General features: G+C 73.2%; 17 protein-coding genes. 10 read left to right on the top strand and 7 right to left on the bottom strand.

Annotated features, from left to right (window positions below):
- Nucleotides 1-91: 91 nt before the first annotated feature.
- Together ACX6XY_RS08305 and ACX6XY_RS08300 are read right to left on the bottom strand one after the other, a co-directional pair.
- Nucleotides 92-922, bottom strand: a complete 831-nt coding sequence (locus ACX6XY_RS08305; protein ID WP_460327919.1) for a SirB1 family protein — start codon at nucleotides 920-922, stop codon at nucleotides 92-94.
- 57 nt (nucleotides 923-979) lie between these two features.
- Complete coding sequence (locus ACX6XY_RS08300) at nucleotides 980-2,047, bottom strand: GNAT family N-acetyltransferase (RefSeq protein WP_460327918.1); 1,068 nt, start codon at nucleotides 2,045-2,047, stop codon at nucleotides 980-982.
- A gap of 140 nt (nucleotides 2,048-2,187) precedes the next feature.
- Between ACX6XY_RS08300 and fdxA the strand changes: the two genes are divergently transcribed.
- Nucleotides 2,188-2,508, top strand: coding sequence for a ferredoxin (gene fdxA / locus ACX6XY_RS08295; protein WP_460327917.1), 321 nt, complete (start codon nucleotides 2,188-2,190; stop codon nucleotides 2,506-2,508).
- A gap of 117 nt (nucleotides 2,509-2,625) precedes the next feature.
- Nucleotides 2,626-3,747, top strand: a complete 1,122-nt coding sequence (locus ACX6XY_RS08290) for a bifunctional succinyldiaminopimelate transaminase/glutamate-prephenate aminotransferase (RefSeq protein ID WP_460327915.1) — start codon at nucleotides 2,626-2,628, stop codon at nucleotides 3,745-3,747.
- A 158-nt stretch (nucleotides 3,748-3,905) separates the two neighbouring features.
- Here ACX6XY_RS08290 and ACX6XY_RS08285 read toward each other — a convergent pair whose 3' ends face one another.
- Together ACX6XY_RS08285 and ACX6XY_RS08280 are read right to left on the bottom strand one after the other, a co-directional pair.
- Complete coding sequence (locus ACX6XY_RS08285) at nucleotides 3,906-4,364, bottom strand: ATP-binding protein (RefSeq protein WP_460327914.1); 459 nt, start codon at nucleotides 4,362-4,364, stop codon at nucleotides 3,906-3,908.
- A 301-nt stretch (nucleotides 4,365-4,665) separates the two neighbouring features.
- Nucleotides 4,666-5,670, bottom strand: coding sequence for a heavy metal transporter (locus ACX6XY_RS08280; RefSeq protein WP_460327913.1), 1,005 nt, complete (start codon nucleotides 5,668-5,670; stop codon nucleotides 4,666-4,668).
- Between the two features lie 102 nt (nucleotides 5,671-5,772).
- Between ACX6XY_RS08280 and dapE the strand changes: the two genes are divergently transcribed.
- Together dapE and ACX6XY_RS08270 are read left to right on the top strand one after the other, a co-directional pair.
- Entirely contained in the window at nucleotides 5,773-6,876 is a 1,104-nt protein-coding gene (gene dapE, locus ACX6XY_RS08275) for a succinyl-diaminopimelate desuccinylase (protein ID WP_460327912.1), read from the top strand.
- A gap of 119 nt (nucleotides 6,877-6,995) precedes the next feature.
- Complete coding sequence (locus tag ACX6XY_RS08270) at nucleotides 6,996-7,745, top strand: LOG family protein (RefSeq protein ID WP_460327911.1); 750 nt, start codon at nucleotides 6,996-6,998, stop codon at nucleotides 7,743-7,745.
- A 109-nt stretch (nucleotides 7,746-7,854) separates the two neighbouring features.
- Here ACX6XY_RS08270 and folP read toward each other — a convergent pair whose 3' ends face one another.
- Nucleotides 7,855-8,739: a dihydropteroate synthase gene (gene folP, locus ACX6XY_RS08265; protein ID WP_460327910.1), complete on the bottom strand. Its 885-nt coding sequence runs from the start codon at nucleotides 8,737-8,739 to the stop codon at nucleotides 7,855-7,857.
- 96 nt (nucleotides 8,740-8,835) lie between these two features.
- Here folP and ACX6XY_RS08260 point away from each other — a divergent pair, with 96 nt between their 5' ends.
- The gene (locus tag ACX6XY_RS08260) at nucleotides 8,836-9,285 is read left to right on the top strand and encodes a DivIVA domain-containing protein (RefSeq protein WP_460327946.1); all 450 of its coding nucleotides are present in this window, start codon (nucleotides 8,836-8,838) and stop codon (nucleotides 9,283-9,285) included.
- Nucleotides 9,282-9,899 carry a DNA-3-methyladenine glycosylase I gene (locus ACX6XY_RS08255; RefSeq protein WP_460327909.1) on the top strand — a complete coding sequence of 206 codons (618 nt, stop codon included), beginning with the start codon at nucleotides 9,282-9,284 and terminating at the stop codon, nucleotides 9,897-9,899. The genes ACX6XY_RS08260 and ACX6XY_RS08255 overlap by 4 nt, the downstream gene beginning before the upstream one ends.
- Before the next feature lie 171 nt (nucleotides 9,900-10,070).
- On the opposite strand, the gene chcB is transcribed toward ACX6XY_RS08255, so the two are convergent.
- A complete protein-coding gene (gene chcB / locus ACX6XY_RS08250) occupies nucleotides 10,071-10,871 on the bottom strand; it encodes a 2-cyclohexenylcarbonyl CoA isomerase (RefSeq protein ID WP_460327908.1) in 801 nt (266 codons plus the stop codon).
- A 353-nt stretch (nucleotides 10,872-11,224) separates the two neighbouring features.
- Between chcB and ACX6XY_RS08245 the strand changes: the two genes are divergently transcribed.
- Nucleotides 11,225-11,392 carry a DUF3117 domain-containing protein gene (locus ACX6XY_RS08245; protein WP_460327907.1) on the top strand — a complete coding sequence of 56 codons (168 nt, stop codon included), beginning with the start codon at nucleotides 11,225-11,227 and terminating at the stop codon, nucleotides 11,390-11,392.
- Nucleotides 11,393-11,488: 96 nt separating this feature from the next.
- Here the strand turns inward: ACX6XY_RS08245 and ACX6XY_RS08240 are convergent, their stop codons facing one another.
- Entirely contained in the window at nucleotides 11,489-12,193 is a 705-nt protein-coding gene (locus ACX6XY_RS08240) for an O-methyltransferase (RefSeq protein ID WP_460327945.1), read from the bottom strand.
- 142 nt (nucleotides 12,194-12,335) lie between these two features.
- On the opposite strand from ACX6XY_RS08240, the gene sigE reads away from it, so the two are divergent.
- The 3 genes from sigE to ACX6XY_RS08225 all read left to right on the top strand — a co-directional run bounded on the left by sigE (nucleotide 12,336) and on the right by ACX6XY_RS08225 (nucleotide 15,886).
- Entirely contained in the window at nucleotides 12,336-13,118 is a 783-nt protein-coding gene (gene sigE, locus ACX6XY_RS08235; protein WP_460327906.1) for an RNA polymerase sigma factor SigE, read from the top strand.
- Entirely contained in the window at nucleotides 13,115-14,116 is a 1,002-nt protein-coding gene (locus ACX6XY_RS08230; RefSeq protein ID WP_460327905.1) for a zf-HC2 domain-containing protein, read from the top strand. Before sigE ends, ACX6XY_RS08230 begins: the two co-directional genes overlap by 4 nt.
- Nucleotides 14,117-14,224: 108 nt before the next feature.
- Nucleotides 14,225-15,886, top strand: a complete 1,662-nt coding sequence (locus tag ACX6XY_RS08225) for a S1C family serine protease (protein WP_460327904.1) — start codon at nucleotides 14,225-14,227, stop codon at nucleotides 15,884-15,886.
- Nucleotides 15,887-15,953 lie beyond the last annotated feature (67 nt).

Here is a 15,953-nt window from a genome sequence, read left to right as displayed (position 1 = left end):
CCGCACCGCGCTGCCCGTACCCGCCCCCCGTGTCGCCGCCCCTTCGGCACCCTCCTGCCGAAGGGGCGGTCCGCCGCGTGCCGTGGGGAGATCAGTTGAGCATCGCGCGCGCCTCCCGAGCCTGCCGCCGGACGCGTTCGGCCGCCTGAGCGTCGACCGCGTCCACCACCTCGGCGTACGCGTCCAACTCGGCCGCGCCGGTACGGAACTCGCCGCGCCGCACCAGCAACTGGGCCCGCTCATAGCGCAGTCTGGCCGGATGCGAGGGCAGCAACAGCGACAGGTCCACCGCCCACAGCGCCACGTCGGAGTGCTCGGGACGGGCCGCGGCCCAGGCACGGATGTTGTTCAGCACGCGCAGCACGATGTCCAACGGGTCGGCGGGCCCCAGCGCCGACGGGTCGAGCGACGCCCCGGTGGCCCCCGCGACCAGCAGCTCCGCGTCGCTCCCCGACAGCACCCGCCCCCGGTCGAAGGGGTCGGCGAGCACCTGGTCGTCGGCGGGCCCGAACCCGACCACGAAGTGTCCGGGCAGCGCCACCCCGTACACCGGCGCGCCCGCCCGCCGCGCGACCTCCAGCCACACCACGGACAGCAGGATCGGCAGCCCGCGCCGCCGCCGCAGCACCGTGTGCAGCAGCGAGGACTCCAGGCGCCGGTAGTCGGCCGGTGAGCCCCCGAAGCCGCAGCGCTCGCCGAGCAGCTCGGCGAGCACCCGCGCCCACGCGCGGGGACCGCCGGGCCGGAACGGCAGCAGCCCGGCGAGCCGGTCCAGCTCGATCTGCGCCGCGTCGATGCCCGCCTCGTCGAGCGCCGGGTCCGCCTCCGCGCCCACCAGCAGACAGAGCAGCGCCAGATCGGGACGCTCGGACCTGGCTTCGTCGGCGAACCGCTGCCGCCGGTCGGGCGTGGGAGTGCGCATACGTGTCGGTTCCTTCTCTCTGTGCCTGTCCGTCTCTCCGCGCCAGTCCGTGTCTGCCTAGTCCGTCGTGTAGTGGTGGTAGCGGTGGTGGGGCGCGAAGCCCATGCCGTCGTACAGCCGCAGGGCGCCCTCGTTGTCCGTCTCGACCTGGAGCCAGGCCGCCGACGCGCCCTCCTCCAGGGCGCGTCGGGCGAGCGCCGCCATGACCGCCGTGGCCAGCCCCTGGCGGCGCTGCTCGGGCGCCACCTCGACCGCCATGAACCCGGCCCACCGGCCGTCCACCACACACCGCCCGATCGCCGCGGGGACGTCCCCGGTCTCGCCCGGCACGGACGCGAACCACACCGACGGGCCGCTCGTCAGCACCTTGGTCACCACAGCCTCAGGAGCTCCGGACACTCCGAACCGCTGGTAACGGCGCAACCACCCCGCGTCGACCGACCGCGACAGCCGCACCCGCGCCGCGTCCGGGCTGTCCAGGTCGCCGATCGCCGCGAGCGCGCCGACCAGGACCTCGGCGCTCACCGCGCGCGTCCAGCCGCGCCGCTCCAGCTCCGCGCCGAGCAGCTCCTGCGTACTGTCGTCGGCGCCCGTGGCGATCTGGAAGTACGAGGGCAGCCCGCGCGCCCCGTACCAGTCGCGTACGAGGCCCAGCGCCTCGTCCAGCTCCCGGCCCGGATCACCGAGCGGCAGCACCGAGTTGGCCCGCCGGGTGAAGCCCTCCCGTCGCCCGGCCACCGCCCCTCCAGGACGCGCCTCGCGCGGCGCCTCCTGGACCGCGGCCCGCAGCTCCCACCCGCCGAGCCACTCGTGCTCCACCGGCTGCCACGCGCGCGCGGTCACCCGCGTGAGCTCCGTGAAGGAGGCGGCGGGGCCCCGCCGCCGCGCGGGGGCGGCGGGCACCGTTTTTCCGGCCACCAGCGCGGATTCCGCGATCTGGACACGCCCCCCGGACTTTCGTGTGAGGAACAGCACACCGTCGTCCCAGGATGTGAGCACCCCTACCGCGTCAGTGAACTTCCCGCCCGTCTCCCCAGAGTTGGTCAGGTAGCGAACGGACACGCGTTTGCCCACGTCAGCGGCGGTAATGTGGACTTCAAGGCGGCCGCCTCCGATGATTTCCACAGCTCGGTCCACCCCTCCTGTTCGGATCTTGGCCAGGAACGGAGATACTAGGTGCGGGCATCGACGACGCCGCGCTCCCGCGCGCCAGGCGGCGGAGCCTGAGGAGGCCCGCCGGCGCCCTATCGAGGAGGAACGACAGCGTGACCTACGTCATCGCGCAGCCTTGTGTCGACGTCAAGGACAAGGCGTGCATCGAGGAGTGCCCGGTCGACTGCATTTACGAGGGCAACCGGTCCTTGTACATCCACCCGGACGAATGCGTCGACTGTGGAGCCTGTGAGCCGGTTTGCCCGGTCGAGGCGATCTTCTACGAAGACGACACTCCTGAAGAGTGGAAGGACTACTACAAGGCGAACGTGGAGTTCTTCGACGAGCTCGGTTCGCCTGGTGGTGCCAGCAAGCTCGGCCTGATCGAGCGGGATCACCCGTTCATCGCCGGGCTTCCGCCGCAGAACCAGTAACACGGCCGCTCGCGCCGCCTCGGTCCCGTACGGCACCCACCGCCGTACGGGACCGAGGCGTTTGCGCATCGAGCTCCGGCACCCGTACGCCCGTCCGATACAAGAAAGTTGCCCCCTGTGTCTCCTGGCTCTCCTGCCTCTCCCGCCTTCGCGGTGTCCGGCCGCCTGCCGGTCTTCCCCTGGGACAAACTGGAGCCCTACAAGGCCACCGCCGCCGCGCACCCGCGGGGCATCGTGGACCTGTCGGTCGGCACGCCCGTCGACCCGGTGCCCGAGCTGATCCAGCGGGCCCTGGTCGCCGCCGCGGACTCGCCGGGCTATCCGACGGTGTGGGGCACCGCGGAGCTGCGGGACGCGATCACGGGCTGGTGCGGGCGGCGGCTCGGGGCGCGCGGGCTCACGCATCGGAACGTGCTGCCCGTGGTCGGCTCCAAGGAGCTGGTGGCCTGGCTGCCGACCCAGCTCGGCCTCGGTCCGGGCGACCGGGTCGGCTATCCGCGGCTGGCCTACCCCACGTACGAGGTGGGCGCCCGGCTCGCACGGGCCGAGTACGTCTCGTACGAGGACCCGACCGAGCTCGACCCGGACGGCCTGAAGCTCCTCTGGCTCAACTCGCCCGCCAACCCCACCGGCCGGGTGCTGGCCAAGGACGAGCTGATCCGGATCGTGGCCTGGGCGCGCGAGCACGGCGTCCTGCTCGTGTCGGACGAGTGCTATCTGGAGCTGGGCTGGGAGGCCGAGCCGGTCTCGGTGCTGCACCCGGACGTCTGCGGCGGCTCGTACGAGGGCCTGGTGGCCGTCCACTCGCTCTCCAAGCGCTCCAACCTGGCCGGGTACCGCGCCGCGTTCCTCGCGGGCGACGCGGCGGTGCTCGGGGAACTGCTCCAGATCCGCAAGCACGGCGGGATGATCACGCCCGCGCCGGTGCAGGCCGCCACGATCGCCGCGCTCGGGGACGACGCCCATGTCGCCGAGCAGCGCGCCCGGTATGCGGCCCGCCGCGAGGCGCTCCGGGACGCCCTGCTGAAGCACGGCTTCCGTATCGAGCACAGCGAGGCGAGCCTGTATCTGTGGGCGACCCGCGACGAGTCCTGCTGGGACACGGTGGCCCAGCTCGCCGAGCGGGGCGTGCTGGTCGCTCCGGGCGACTTCTACGGACCGGCGGGGGAGCGGTTCGTGCGGGTGGCGTTCACGGCCACGGACGAGCGGGTCGCCCAGGCGGTCGAACGCCTGAGGTAGCCGAGCGCCTGGGGTAGCCGAACGCCTGACGCCTGGGATTAGGGGCGTGGCGTGGCAGCACGCATGGAGCGGGCCCGGAAGCCGCGACTTCCGGGCCCGCTCCATGGGGGCGTATCGGCACGTACCGGGGCGTACCAGGGCGCACCGGGGCGTACGGCTCAGCCGAGCGGGAGGCCGCCGCCCACCGCGTCGGTGGGCACGCCGCCGGTCAGCGCGTCCGTGGGCAGCCCGCCGGTGGGCAGACCGCCCATGAGGCCGCCCTCGGCCGCGGTCTGACCGGTCTCGCCGAGCGTCTCGGCGGCGCTGCCCGCGACGTCGCCGGCCGCGCGCTCCGCGACCGGCGCGGCGGTCGTCACGGCCTTGCCGCCGGTCCTGCCCGCGGCGGGCGTGGCCTTGCTGACGGCGTTGCCGCCGGCCTCGCCCGCCATCTCGCTGACGCTCTGCGCGGTGCCGTCCACGGCCTCGACGGCGTTGTCCAGCTGGGTCAGTCCGCCCAGGTTGGAGGTGTCCGGGAGTTCCGCGGCACTCGCCGAGCCGGCCGCACCGACCGCGGGCACCGCTCCCGCTGCGACGAGCAGCGCGGCCTGGGCGATCCGGCGGGTCAGGGGGAGAGACATGATGCTCCTTAGGACGGAGGAAACATTGGCGTACGGACGCCGTGACTACCGCCCGAAGCCGGGGAAGGTTGCGGCGAGGCAACGTAAAGAGTTGGTAATGCATCGCATTATCACTTGCGGATAAAGGTGGACAAGCGGGACGGAGCGCGAGGGTCCCGCTGAGGCCCTGAGGGGGCTCACAGGCCGGTGTTTCCAAGGGTTCTGCCCGCTGAGGGCAGGGGCGCGGCGCTGGTGTCGCACGGATGTCGCGGAAACGTCGCCTTCGCGTGCTCGGCGTCCCTCTGCCGGGTGAACGCCGGTACTACCGGGCCATGACGATCAGGACCTCGTCGGCCTCGGCGCGACCGTTCGTCTTGCGCCACTTCCGGCCGGATTCCTCGCCGGTCCACTCCCGGCCCGCGTAGGCGACCCGCTCGATGTGCAGGACGGACGACTGCGCCACCGCCCACTGCGCCACCTCCCAGCCGCGCCGCGCGTCCGCGCCGTCGCCGCCGTCCGCCGCGGGCACCGGGACCGCCACGGTGCGCGACGGGTCGGCGGCCCCGGCGGCCCGGCCCGCGTCACCCGCGTCACCCGCGGCGCTCGCGTCACCCGCATCGCCCGCGCCGCCGCCCTTGGCGTCGGCCTTGGCGTCGTCCGCCGCCCCGGTGCGCGGCAGCACGTCGCGCCCGAAGTCGCGGACCAGCGCCTCACGCACCCGCGTCGCGTCGCCGCTGGCCGAGCCCACGCTCACGCCGCAGGTCAGCGACGCGGCGGCGCGGCCGGTCAGGGCCGCGGCCAGCAGCGTCGCGTCCGGCTCGTGCTTGGCGTACGCCTGCGGGAAACCGCTGCGCTGCACCCGCTGCGCGGCGTCCGTCAGCGGCAGCCGCGTGTACCCCGGAATCTCCGCCAGGTGCTCGTAGAACTCCCCGGCCGCGTACGCCGGGTCCATGATCTGCTTCCTGGTGCCCCACCCCTGCGAGGGGCGCTGCTGGAACAGGCCGAGCGAGTCCCGGTCGCCGTAGTCGATGTTCCGCAGTCCGGACTCCTGCAGCGCGGTCGCCAGCGCGATCGTCACGGCGCGCTCCGGCATCCCGCGCGAGGTGCCGACCGCCGAGATCGTCGCGGCGTTCACCGCCTGGTCGACCCCGAACTCGTAGGTCGCGCCGTCACCGGCGGCGGACACGACGACACACCGGGGGGAGGGCCTGCCGCCGCCCGCGTAGTGGGCCGCCAGATAGCCCGCGAGCGCCAGCAGCACGGCGACGGCGGCCCCGGTTCGCAGGAGGCGGCCGCGCCCGAAGGAAGAGGAGGGCTGCTCGGACACCGGCCTACCGTACTGGAGTCCGGGATACGGCCAAAGCTCGGCACTGGAGTCCGGGATATGGCTGAAAGCTCGGCGAACTGGCGGGAACGCTAGGGTCGACGCATGCCAGACACGCCGCTTGACACCTCGCCTGACACGCCGCTCGACCTCACCCAGGACGCCGCGCGACTCACCGCGCGGCTGGTCGACTTCCCCTCCGTGAGCGGCCAGGAGAAGTCACTCGCCGACGCGATCGAGGCCGCGCTGCGCACCCTGCCGCACCTCACGGTCGACCGCTACGGCAACAACGTGGTGGCCCGTACGCACCTGGGCCGCGCCGAGCGGGTGGTGCTCGCCGGGCACATCGACACCGTGCCGATCGCCGACAACGTCCCGTCCCGGCTCGACGAGGACGGCGTGCTCTGGGGCTGCGGCACCTGCGACATGAAGTCCGGCGTCGCCGTCCAGCTGCGGATCGCCGCCACCGTCCCCGAACCCAACCGCGACCTCACCTTCGTCTTCTACGACAACGAAGAGGTCGCCGCGCACCTCAACGGCCTGGGCCATGTCGCCGCGGCACACCCCGACTGGCTGGCGGGCGACTTCGCGGTCCTGCTGGAGCCGACGAACGGCGAGGTCGAGGGCGGCTGCCAGGGCACCCTGCGGGTGCTGCTGCGCACCAAGGGGGAGCGCGCGCACTCCGCGCGCGCCTGGATGGGCTCCAACGCCGTCCACGCGGCCGCGCCGATCCTGGCGAAGCTCGCGGCGTACGAACCGCGCACACCGGTCGTGGACGGACTCCGGTACCACGAGGGGCTCAACGCCGTGGGCATCGAGGGCGGCGTCGCCACCAACGTCATCCCGGACGCCTGCACCGTGACCGTCAACTTCCGTTACGCCCCCGACCGCAGCGAGGACGAGGCGCTCGCCTTCGTCCGGGACTACTTCGCGGACTGCGAGATCGACGAGTTCGTCGTCGACGACCACACGGGCGGCGCCAGGCCCGGACTCACCCACCCGGCCGCCGCGGCGTTCATGGCGGCCGTCGGCGGCGAGGCACGGCCCAAGTTCGGCTGGACGGACGTCTCCCGGTTCAGCGCGCTCGGCGTGCCCGCGGTGAACTACGGGCCGGGGGAGCCGCTGCTCGCGCACAAGGCGGACGAGCGGGTACGGGCCGCGGACATCCCGGTCGTCGAGGAGCGACTGCGCGGCTGGCTGACGGCCTGAGGGACGCGCCGCCCAAGGGCCCGCACCCCGGCCGTCACCAGCGCGTTTCCGGTAATTCCGCCCCTGATCACCTTTGGCGACCTACGCTGAACCAACACCGTCAGCGGAAGGGGATCTTCATGGGCAGTCCGGAAGCGCAAGGGCCGCCGGAGGAGCAGTACATGGGCCCTGTGGTGCGACGGCGCGAGCAAGTCATGCCCGGCACCACGGACCAGCGGCTGCTCGACTCCATGGGCGACTCGGCGTGGTTGCACACCGACCCCTGGCGGGTGATGCGGATCCAGTCGGAGTTCGTCGAGGGCTTCGGCGCGCTCGCCGAACTCCCCAGCGCGATCAGCGTCTTCGGCTCCGCGCGCACCCAGCCGGGATCGGACGAGTACGAGACCGGGGTGCGCCTCGGCAAGGCGCTCGTGGAGGCCGGGTTCGCGGTGATCACCGGCGGCGGTCCCGGCGCGATGGAGGCCGCGAACAAGGGGGCGCGGGAAGCCCGCGGGATCTCGGTCGGGCTCGGCATCGAGCTCCCCTTCGAGCAGGGTCTCAACCCGCACGTCGACATCGGGGTGAACTTCCGCTACTTCTTCGTCCGCAAGACGATGTTCGTGAAGTACGCGCAGGGGTTCGTGGTGCTGCCGGGCGGACTCGGCACCCTGGACGAACTCTTCGAGGCGCTCACCCTGGTCCAGACCCGCAAGGTCACCCGCTTCCCGATCGTGCTGTTCGGCTCGGCGTACTGGGGTGGTCTGGTCGACTGGCTCCGCGACTCGGTGGTCGCCCAGGGCAAGGCGTCGCCGAAGGACCTCCTGCTGTTCCACGTCACGGACGACGTGGACGAGGCGGTGACCCTGGTGACCAAGGAGGTCGCTCGCTGAGCCCGGTCGCCCGCTGAGCCGCCATTCGAGACCGGAAGAAAAAGAACAAGCTGAGAGCCTGTCTTTGAGCCCAGGGAATCCGGGGCCCTACCGCCCCGCCCCGCTCCGGTCAGGCCAGCCCGCGCCGGGCCACGGCCGGTGCGCGGTGGCCCTGGATGGACGCCACCATGTCCAGCACCTGCCGGGTCTCGGCGACCTCGTGTACGCGGTACACCTGCGCCCCGAGCCACGCCGAGACGGCCGTGGTGGCGAGCGTCCCCAGGACCCGCTCCTTCACGGGCCGGTCCAGCGACTCGCCCACGAAGTCCTTGTTGGACAGCGAGACCAGCACGGGCCAGCCGGTGTCCGCCATCTCCCCGAGCCGCCGCGTCGCCTCCAGCGAATGCCGGGTGTTCTTGCCGAAGTCATGCCCCGGATCGATCAGCACGGACTCCCGCGGCACACCGAGCGACACGGCACGCTCGGCCAGCCCGAGCGTCACCCGCAGGATGTCGGCCATCACGTCGTCGTAGGCGACCCGATGCGGCCGGGTCCGCGGCCGCGCGCCGCCCGCGTGGGTGCACACCAGACCCACGCCGTGCCGGGCCGCCACCTCGGCGAGCCGCGGATCGACCCCGCCCCACGCGTCGTTCAGCAGATCGGCCCCGGCCGCGCAGACCGCGTCGCCGACGTCGTGCCGCCAGGTGTCGACGCTGATCACCACGTCCGGGTGCCGCCTGCGCACCTCGGCGACGAACCCGACCGTGCGCCGTGCCTCCTCCTCGGCGGTCACCTCCTCCCCCGGACCGGCCTTCACCCCGCCGATGTCGATGATGGCAGCGCCCTCTGACACCGCCTGCTCCACTCGGGCGAGCGCGGGCTCGTCACGGAAGGTGGCGCCCTGGTCGTAGAAGGAGTCCGGGGTCCGGTTGACGATCGCCATGATCACGGGCTCGTGCGCGCCGAACTCGCGCCGCCCGAGCCGCAGCGGACTGTGCGTTCCCGCGCTCTGCATCCCCTGGTTCCTCCTCGCATCGGTCGCCTGACCCTAACTGTCGGTGCCGCGTGGCACGATCGGACCCGAACTGTCGAAATGGCGCGCTCCAGGGAGATGCACGTGTTCTGGTTCCTGCTCATCGCGCTCGTGGTGGTGATCGCCGCGGTCACCCTGGCCGTGCTGGGCGGCGGCGAGTCCGCGCCGCTCCCCGAGGCGCAGCCCGAGCTTGTCGCGAGCCCGCTGCCCGCGGACCGCCCGGTCGGCTGGGCCGACGTACAGGCGCTGCGCCTGCCGATGGTGCTGCGCGGCTACCGCATGGCGGACGTGGACGACGCGCTCGCCCGCCTCGGCGCCGAGCTGGCCGAGCGGGACGCCAGGATCGCCGAGCTGGAGGCCGCGCTGGCCGGGTCCCAGGCCGCGGCGGTCAGCGGCCCCGGCCTCTTCGACGGCTACCGGCCGCAGGACGCCGTCCCCGGCCCCGCCACCTCGACCGCCGCCCCCGCGCCGTCCGCCCTGTCCGGCCCCGCAGACCCGGCCGCCCCGTCCGAGGAGCCCCGGTCATGAGCGCCGCGCTCGCGGGGCCCGACGGCACACCCCGCTGCCCCTGGGCCCTCTCGGCGGACGACTACATCGCGTACCACGACGACGAGTGGGGCCGTCCGGTCCACGGCGACGACGCGCTCTTCGAGCGGCTGTGCCTGGAGGCCTTCCAGTCGGGCCTGTCCTGGATCACGATCCTGCGCCGCCGCGAGGGCTTCCGCCGCGCCTTCGCCGACTTCGCGATCGGCTCCGTCGCGGCCTTCACGGAGCGGGACGCGGAGCGGCTGCTCGCCGACCCCGGCATCATCCGCAACCGCGCCAAGATCGAGGCGGCACTCGCCAACGCGAAGGTGCTGGCCCAGTGGCCCGCGGGCGAGCTCGACGCGCTCATCTGGTCGCATGCCCCCGATCCGGCGACCCGGCGGGCCCCGCGCACGCTCGCGGACGTACCGGCGATCACCGACGAGTCGAAGGCCCTGGCCAAGGCGCTGAAGGCACGCGGCATACGGTTCGTCGGCCCCACGACGGCGTACGCCCTGATGCAGGCGTGCGGCCTGGTGAACGACCACGTCGCCGACTGCGCCTGGCGCACCGCCCCGAAACCCGCCCCCGCGACCAGCGCCAAGGCCACGCCCTAGGTCCTGTCTTCAAACTCCCGTCGTCGCCCGGAGGGCGGCCTCGCGGCGTCAGGTGCGTGCTCTCGGCGTGCCGGGTGCGGGCCCTCGTACTGGACGTACTTGGGTCTGCGCCCGGTGCGGCGAGAGTGCGTGCATGGCGTCGCGAGGCAGACGGGAGTTTGAAGACAGGGCCTAGCGGCCCAGGTACTTCGGGCGTTCCTTGGCGATGAACGCCTGTACCGCGATCGTGTGGTCGGCGGACGCCCCGGCCCGGCTCTGCAGCTCGTCCTCCTTCTCCAGGGTCTCGGCCAGCGTGTGGCCCGCCCCGTACGCGAGCGACTCCTTGATCGCCGCGTAGGCGAGCGTCGGCCCCTCGGCGAGCTCACGGGCCGTCTTCGCGGCCTCGGCGGCCACGTCGGCCGCGGGTACCAGCCGGTTGGCGATGCCCAACTCGTACGCCTCCTGGGCCTTGACGGAGCGCGGGAACAGCAGGAGGTCGGCCGCCCGGCCGGGACCCACCACGCGCGGCAGCGTCCAGGAGATCCCGGAGTCCGCGGTCAGCGCGACCCCGGCGAACGAGGTGTTGAAGGAGGCGGTGTCCGCGACGACGCGATAGTCGGCGGCCAGGGCGAAGCCGAAGCCCGCGCCCGCGGCGACGCCGTTCACCCCGGCGACCACCGGCTTGGGCATCTCGGTGAGCGCCCGGACCACGGGGTTGTAGTGCTCGCGTACGGTGCTCATCGTGTCGTCGCCGCCGGACTCCTGGGCGGCGGTCAGCGTCCCGATGTGCTCCTTGAGGTCCTGCCCGACGCAGAAGGCCCTCCCGGTCGCGGTCAGCAGCACCGCGCGCACCGCGGGATCCGCCGCGGCCGCCTGGGCCGCGTCCCGCAGGGCGACCTTGGCCTCCGTGTTCATGGCGTTCATGGCGTCGGGGCGGTTGAGCGTGATCGTCGCGAGCCCGTCGGTCACCTCGTAGAGCACGGTGTCGGCCATGGAAGGGGTCCCCTTTGTCATGTGTGTCGAGTGCGTCTGGTTCGTCGAGATCAAGTGTGTGCAGAGCACAGCATGACCGACACCGGATGCCTCGGGCAGACGCTGGAGGGTGTGACCTGCGTCAAACGGCGTGTGCCGGTACCGGTGGGCGCGGGGGCGCGGTATCGCGACCGCATCGCCGAATTGAGTGGTTTTGGTCAGGTGCGTTGCGCAAGCGATACGGACCGATGTTGTTCATCGGGTCCGGCGATGCGGGATAATGACCTGGAAGCAATGTGTTCGATGCCGGTGTCAGAGCACCTTTTCATGGGGCCGCCGGCTGCGATGAGCTGGTTTCAGGAAGGGGAACGAGCATGGCGGCCATGAAGCCGCGGACGGGCGACGGCCCGCTCGAGGTGACCAAGGAGGGGCGGGGCATCGTCATGCGCGTTCCGCTCGAAGGCGGCGGTCGGCTTGTCGTCGAGCTGACCCCGAATGAAGCCGAGGAGCTCGGTGAGGCCCTGAAGAAGGTCGTCGGCTAGCGGCAGCGCCCTTCAACCTGCCACTGCCCCGGCACGCTGACAGCGTGCCGGGGCAGTGGCACGTCTGGGGCGGCCTGGCCCGCTCGGGGCGTGCGGTCAGCGCCGTACGGCGCAGAGCAGCCCGTCGCCGACCGGCAGCAGCGAGGACACCAGGTCGGGGCTCTCCCGCACGGCGCGCAGCAGCTCCCGCACCCTGAGCACCTCGGCCGGCTGCGGCCCCGAGTCCACCGTGCGGTCGTCCGCGAAGACGCCCTCGAAGCAGACCAGACCGCCAGGTCGCAGCAGGCGCAACGATTCAGCGAGATAGTCCGGGAACTCGAACCGGTCGCCGTCGCAGAACACGAGGTCGTAGCCGCTGTCCGCGAGCCGGGGCAGCACCTCCAGGGCGCGGCCCGGAATGAACCGCGCGCGGTTGCTGGCGAACCCGGCGTCACGGAAGGCCTGGCGGGCGAACTGCTGGCGCTGGGGCTCGACGTCGACCGTGGTCAGTACGCCGTCGGGGCGCATGCCGTGCAGCAGATGGATGCCGGACACGCCGACCCCCGTCCCGATCTCGGCCACCGCCTTGGCGTCCGTGGTCGCCGCGAGCATCCGCAGCGCGGCGCCGGTGCCGGGCGACACCGCGCGCAGCCCTGCCTCCACGGCCTGGTCCCTGGCCCGGAGCAGCGCTTCGTCCTCGGCGACAAAGGCGTCGGCGAACGCCCAGCTCGTCTGCCGGTTGGCGGTAATGAGCCTCTCCTGTCCCCGTGTTCGGCGGTGATGCGGCGGTGTGCGGCGGCCTTGACCTGCCCGTGACTGTATCCGTTGGCGCTGGGAACCCGCAGATGGGACCGGGCGTTATGGAGAGGTGAGGGAGAAGCGCACCGTCAGCGGTGCCGAGCCACAGCGAGAACTTCCAAATTCACGTAAAAACGCTTATCCGGAGCTAACGGGCGAGGTGGTTATGGTAGGGGCTCCACTGGACACCACCAGAGCCGACAGGGGAGGTGCGGCTGCGACCGGTGACCGGGGCGGAGCGCCGCGCTGGCGGCGCCTTCTCAGGTCGGCGGGCGAGCCGAAATCCGTGACTGACAACGCTGACGTCCGTTCCCGCTTTCCCGACTCCGCACAGACCGCGACCTTCGCCGCAGCCGCGGATTCGCAGGCGTGGACTCCGCCCACCTGGGAGGAGATCGTCAGCACGCACAGCGCACGGGTCTATCGCCTCGCCTACCGCCTGACGGGCAACCAGCACGACGCCGAGGACCTCACCCAGGAGGTCTTCGTCCGCGTCTTCCGCTCGCTGTCGACCTACACGCCCGGCACCTTCGAGGGCTGGCTGCACCGCATCACCACCAACCTCTTCCTGGACATGGTCCGGCGCAAGCAGCGCATCCGCTTCGACGCGCTCGGGGACGACGCCGCCGAGCGGCTGCCCAGCCGGGAGCCGTCCCCGCAGCAGGTCTTCCAGGACACCCACTTCGACGCGGACGTGCAGCAGGCGCTGGACACCCTGGCGCCCGAGTTCCGCGCCGCCGTGGTGCTCTGCGACATCGAGGGGCTGTCGTACGAGGAGATCGCGGCGACCCTGGGCGTCAAGCTCGGCACGGTCCGCAGCCGTATCCACCGCGGCCGCTCCCAGCTGCGCAAGGCCCTGCAGCACCGTTCGCCCCAGGCCCGCGCCGAGCGCCGCTCGCTCGCGGTCGCGGGCGCCGGGGTGTTGGAGGGAGGGGGCGCGACCGCGTGAACGGCTCCTGTCCGACACCTGCCGAGCAGCACCTCGGGGACCGCCTCGCCGCCCTGGTGGACGGCGAGCTGGGCCATGACAGCCGCGAGCGGGTCCTCGCGCACCTCGCGACCTGCCCCAAGTGCAAGGACGAGGCCGACGCTCAGCGTCGTCTGAAGACCTATTTCGCCTCCACCGCGCCGCCGGGCCCGTCCGCGAGCTTCCTGGCACGCCTCCAGGGACTCCCCGCCGACGGCGACGACGAAGACCGGGGCGAACCCGGCGCGCCGCCCCTAGGCGGCCTGCTCGCCGACCGCGCCTTCACGGCGCGGGCCGACGGCGTCTTCGGCCTGCGCCAGGACCGGTTCGGATACGACCACTCCGACGCGCACGGCGAGATACTGCCCGGCGCGGCGCATGCGCGGGGCTTCCGCATCCACGAGGTCGGCCGGTCCGCCTCGCCCGAGCGCTCCGGCGGTTCGCGCGGTCGCCGGTTCGCCTTCGCGGCCGCAGGGGCGATGTCGCTGGCCGCGATCGCGCTCGGCGGGGTGTCCACGGGCGTTCCGACCGCGGCCGAACCAGTCGAGCCGCGGGGCGCCAAGGCCAGTCCGCAGCAGCGGGCGCCCAGCGGCGTCTCCGCCGCCAGCAGCGGCGAGACCCAGCGCCGCCGGGGCGGCGGCCTCTCGTCCGTGTCGCAGGGGCAGCGGTCCGGCGCGCTCGCCGCACCGGTCGCCTCGCCGGGCATCGGGGGCCCCGCGGTACCGGGAACGCAGCAGCAGCGACAGCCGCGCACGCTGACGGGCCCGTATGCCGCACCCTCCCTCGCGGACGGCGGATACGCGCTGCCCGCCACGGACACCGCGCTCTGGCCGCTGATACGCACGGCCGCCGAGACTCCGCTGTATCCGAGGCATCCGCTGCATCCGACCACCGTGCCGGGTTCCCCGCCCGCTCCCGGCGGCACACCGTCACCCTCGGCGTCGGCGTCGGCCGGAGATGCGCGGGCGGCCGGCCGCTGACCGGCGCTGACCGCGGCCTCGTAAACCTGATTGAATTCTCGGTGGGCGTGCCCGCCGACGCGGGGGTGAGGCCCGAAGGCCGCGCCGTGCACCAGCTGTGGGGAGAAGATGGACGAGGGGAAGCCCGCCAGGGCGAAAGCGGATTGGTGGAGCCGACCCCGGCAAGGGCAGCCGGGCGCCGCCGCTGAGCCGTCCACGGACCAGCCGACGGACCAGCCGACCGCAGCGACGGAGGGCGTGACGGACGCCCCCGCCGCCGAGGAACCCGCCACGGACGCCGCCACGGACGCCGGAGACGAGGCCCCCGCACCGGGGGCCGAGCGCCGTCCGCTGCACGCCCCCGACCGGTACGGCACCCCGCCCTACGGCGAGCCGGGCCCCTGGGCCCCCGCGCCGCCCGTCCAGCATCCGCGGGCCACCCCGGCGCACGGCACCCCCGTACCGCCGCACGCGGGCCAGCCGGAGGCGGGACACCCCCCGGCCGACGGCCTGGGGCCGCACGGCCACCCCGCGCCGCCCCCGGACCCGGCACACCCCGCCAGCACGCCCACCGGGGGTGCCGGCATGCCCGGCGCGCCCTGGCAGCAGTACGACCCGTGGAGCACCCCGCGGCCGCAGCCGCTGCTGCCCCCGGCGGGCGCCGGATCCGGGGCCCCCGCCCGCAAGCGACGTCCCGGCGCGCTGCTGGTCGGCGCCCTCGCCATCGCCCTGCTCGCGGGCGCCGTCGGCGGCGGGGTCGGCGCGTATGTGGAGCGCAACGGCGGCATCACCGACGTACGCCTCCCGCAGGCCGACGCCGAGGACGTCAAGCGCCCCCCGGAGAGCGTCGCGGGCATCGCCGCGAGCGCCGTGCCCAGCGTGGTCACCCTGCATGTCAGCGGCGGCGGCGCGCAGGGCACCGGCACCGGCTTCGTGCTGGACGACAAGGGGCACATCCTCACCAACAACCACGTCGTCGACCCGGCGGGGTCGGACGGCCGGATAACGGTCACCTTCAGCGGCGGCGAGAGCGCCAAGGCCCGGCTCATCGGCAAGGACGCGGGCTATGACCTCGCCGTCGTCCGCGTCACCGGAGTCTCGGGCCTCAAGCCGCTGCCCCTGGGCAACTCCGACAGCGTCCAGGTCGGCGACCCCGTGGTGGCCATCGGCGCCCCCTTCGACCTGTCGAACACCGTCACCTCGGGGATCATCAGCGCCAAGGGCCGCCCGATCACCGCGGGCGGCGACGGCAGCGACATGTCCTATGTCGACGCCCTGCAGACCGACGCCCCGATCAACCCCGGAAACTCCGGTGGCCCGCTGGTCGACTCCAAGGCGCGGGTGATCGGCATCAACAGCGCCATCCGCTCCGCGGGCGGCGGCTCCGACCCGGAGGGCGGCGGCGCGCCGGCCGGTTCCATCGGCCTGGGCTTCGCGATCCCCGTCAACCTCGCCAAGCGGGTCGCCGAAGAGCTGATCAACACCGGCAAGGCCACCCACCCGGTGATCAAGGTCACCCTGGACACCCGGTTCACCGGCGACGGCGCACGGGTCGCCGACGAGACACGGGACGGCGGCCCCGCGGTCGAACCAGGCGGCCCCGCCGACCAGGCCGGGGTCAGGGCGGGCGACGTCATCACCGCCGTGAACGGCCAGCGCATCCACACCGGGCAGGAGCTGATCGTCAAGATCCGCGCGCACCGTCCGGGCGACAAGCTGGAGCTGACCCTGGAGCGGGACGGCGACAAGCGGACCCTGTCCCTGGAGCTCGGCTCCGCCGACGCCGGGTGAACGGCCAGGACAGTACCGGCCGGGCAGCGCCGCCCGGTACTGTGGACCAGCCCGTGTCTCACCGACT

This window comes from Streptomyces sp. O3 (assembly GCF_054788135.1).
The sequence above is the reverse complement of the archived record's forward strand: the minus strand, read 5'-3'. Positions and strand labels throughout refer to the sequence as shown.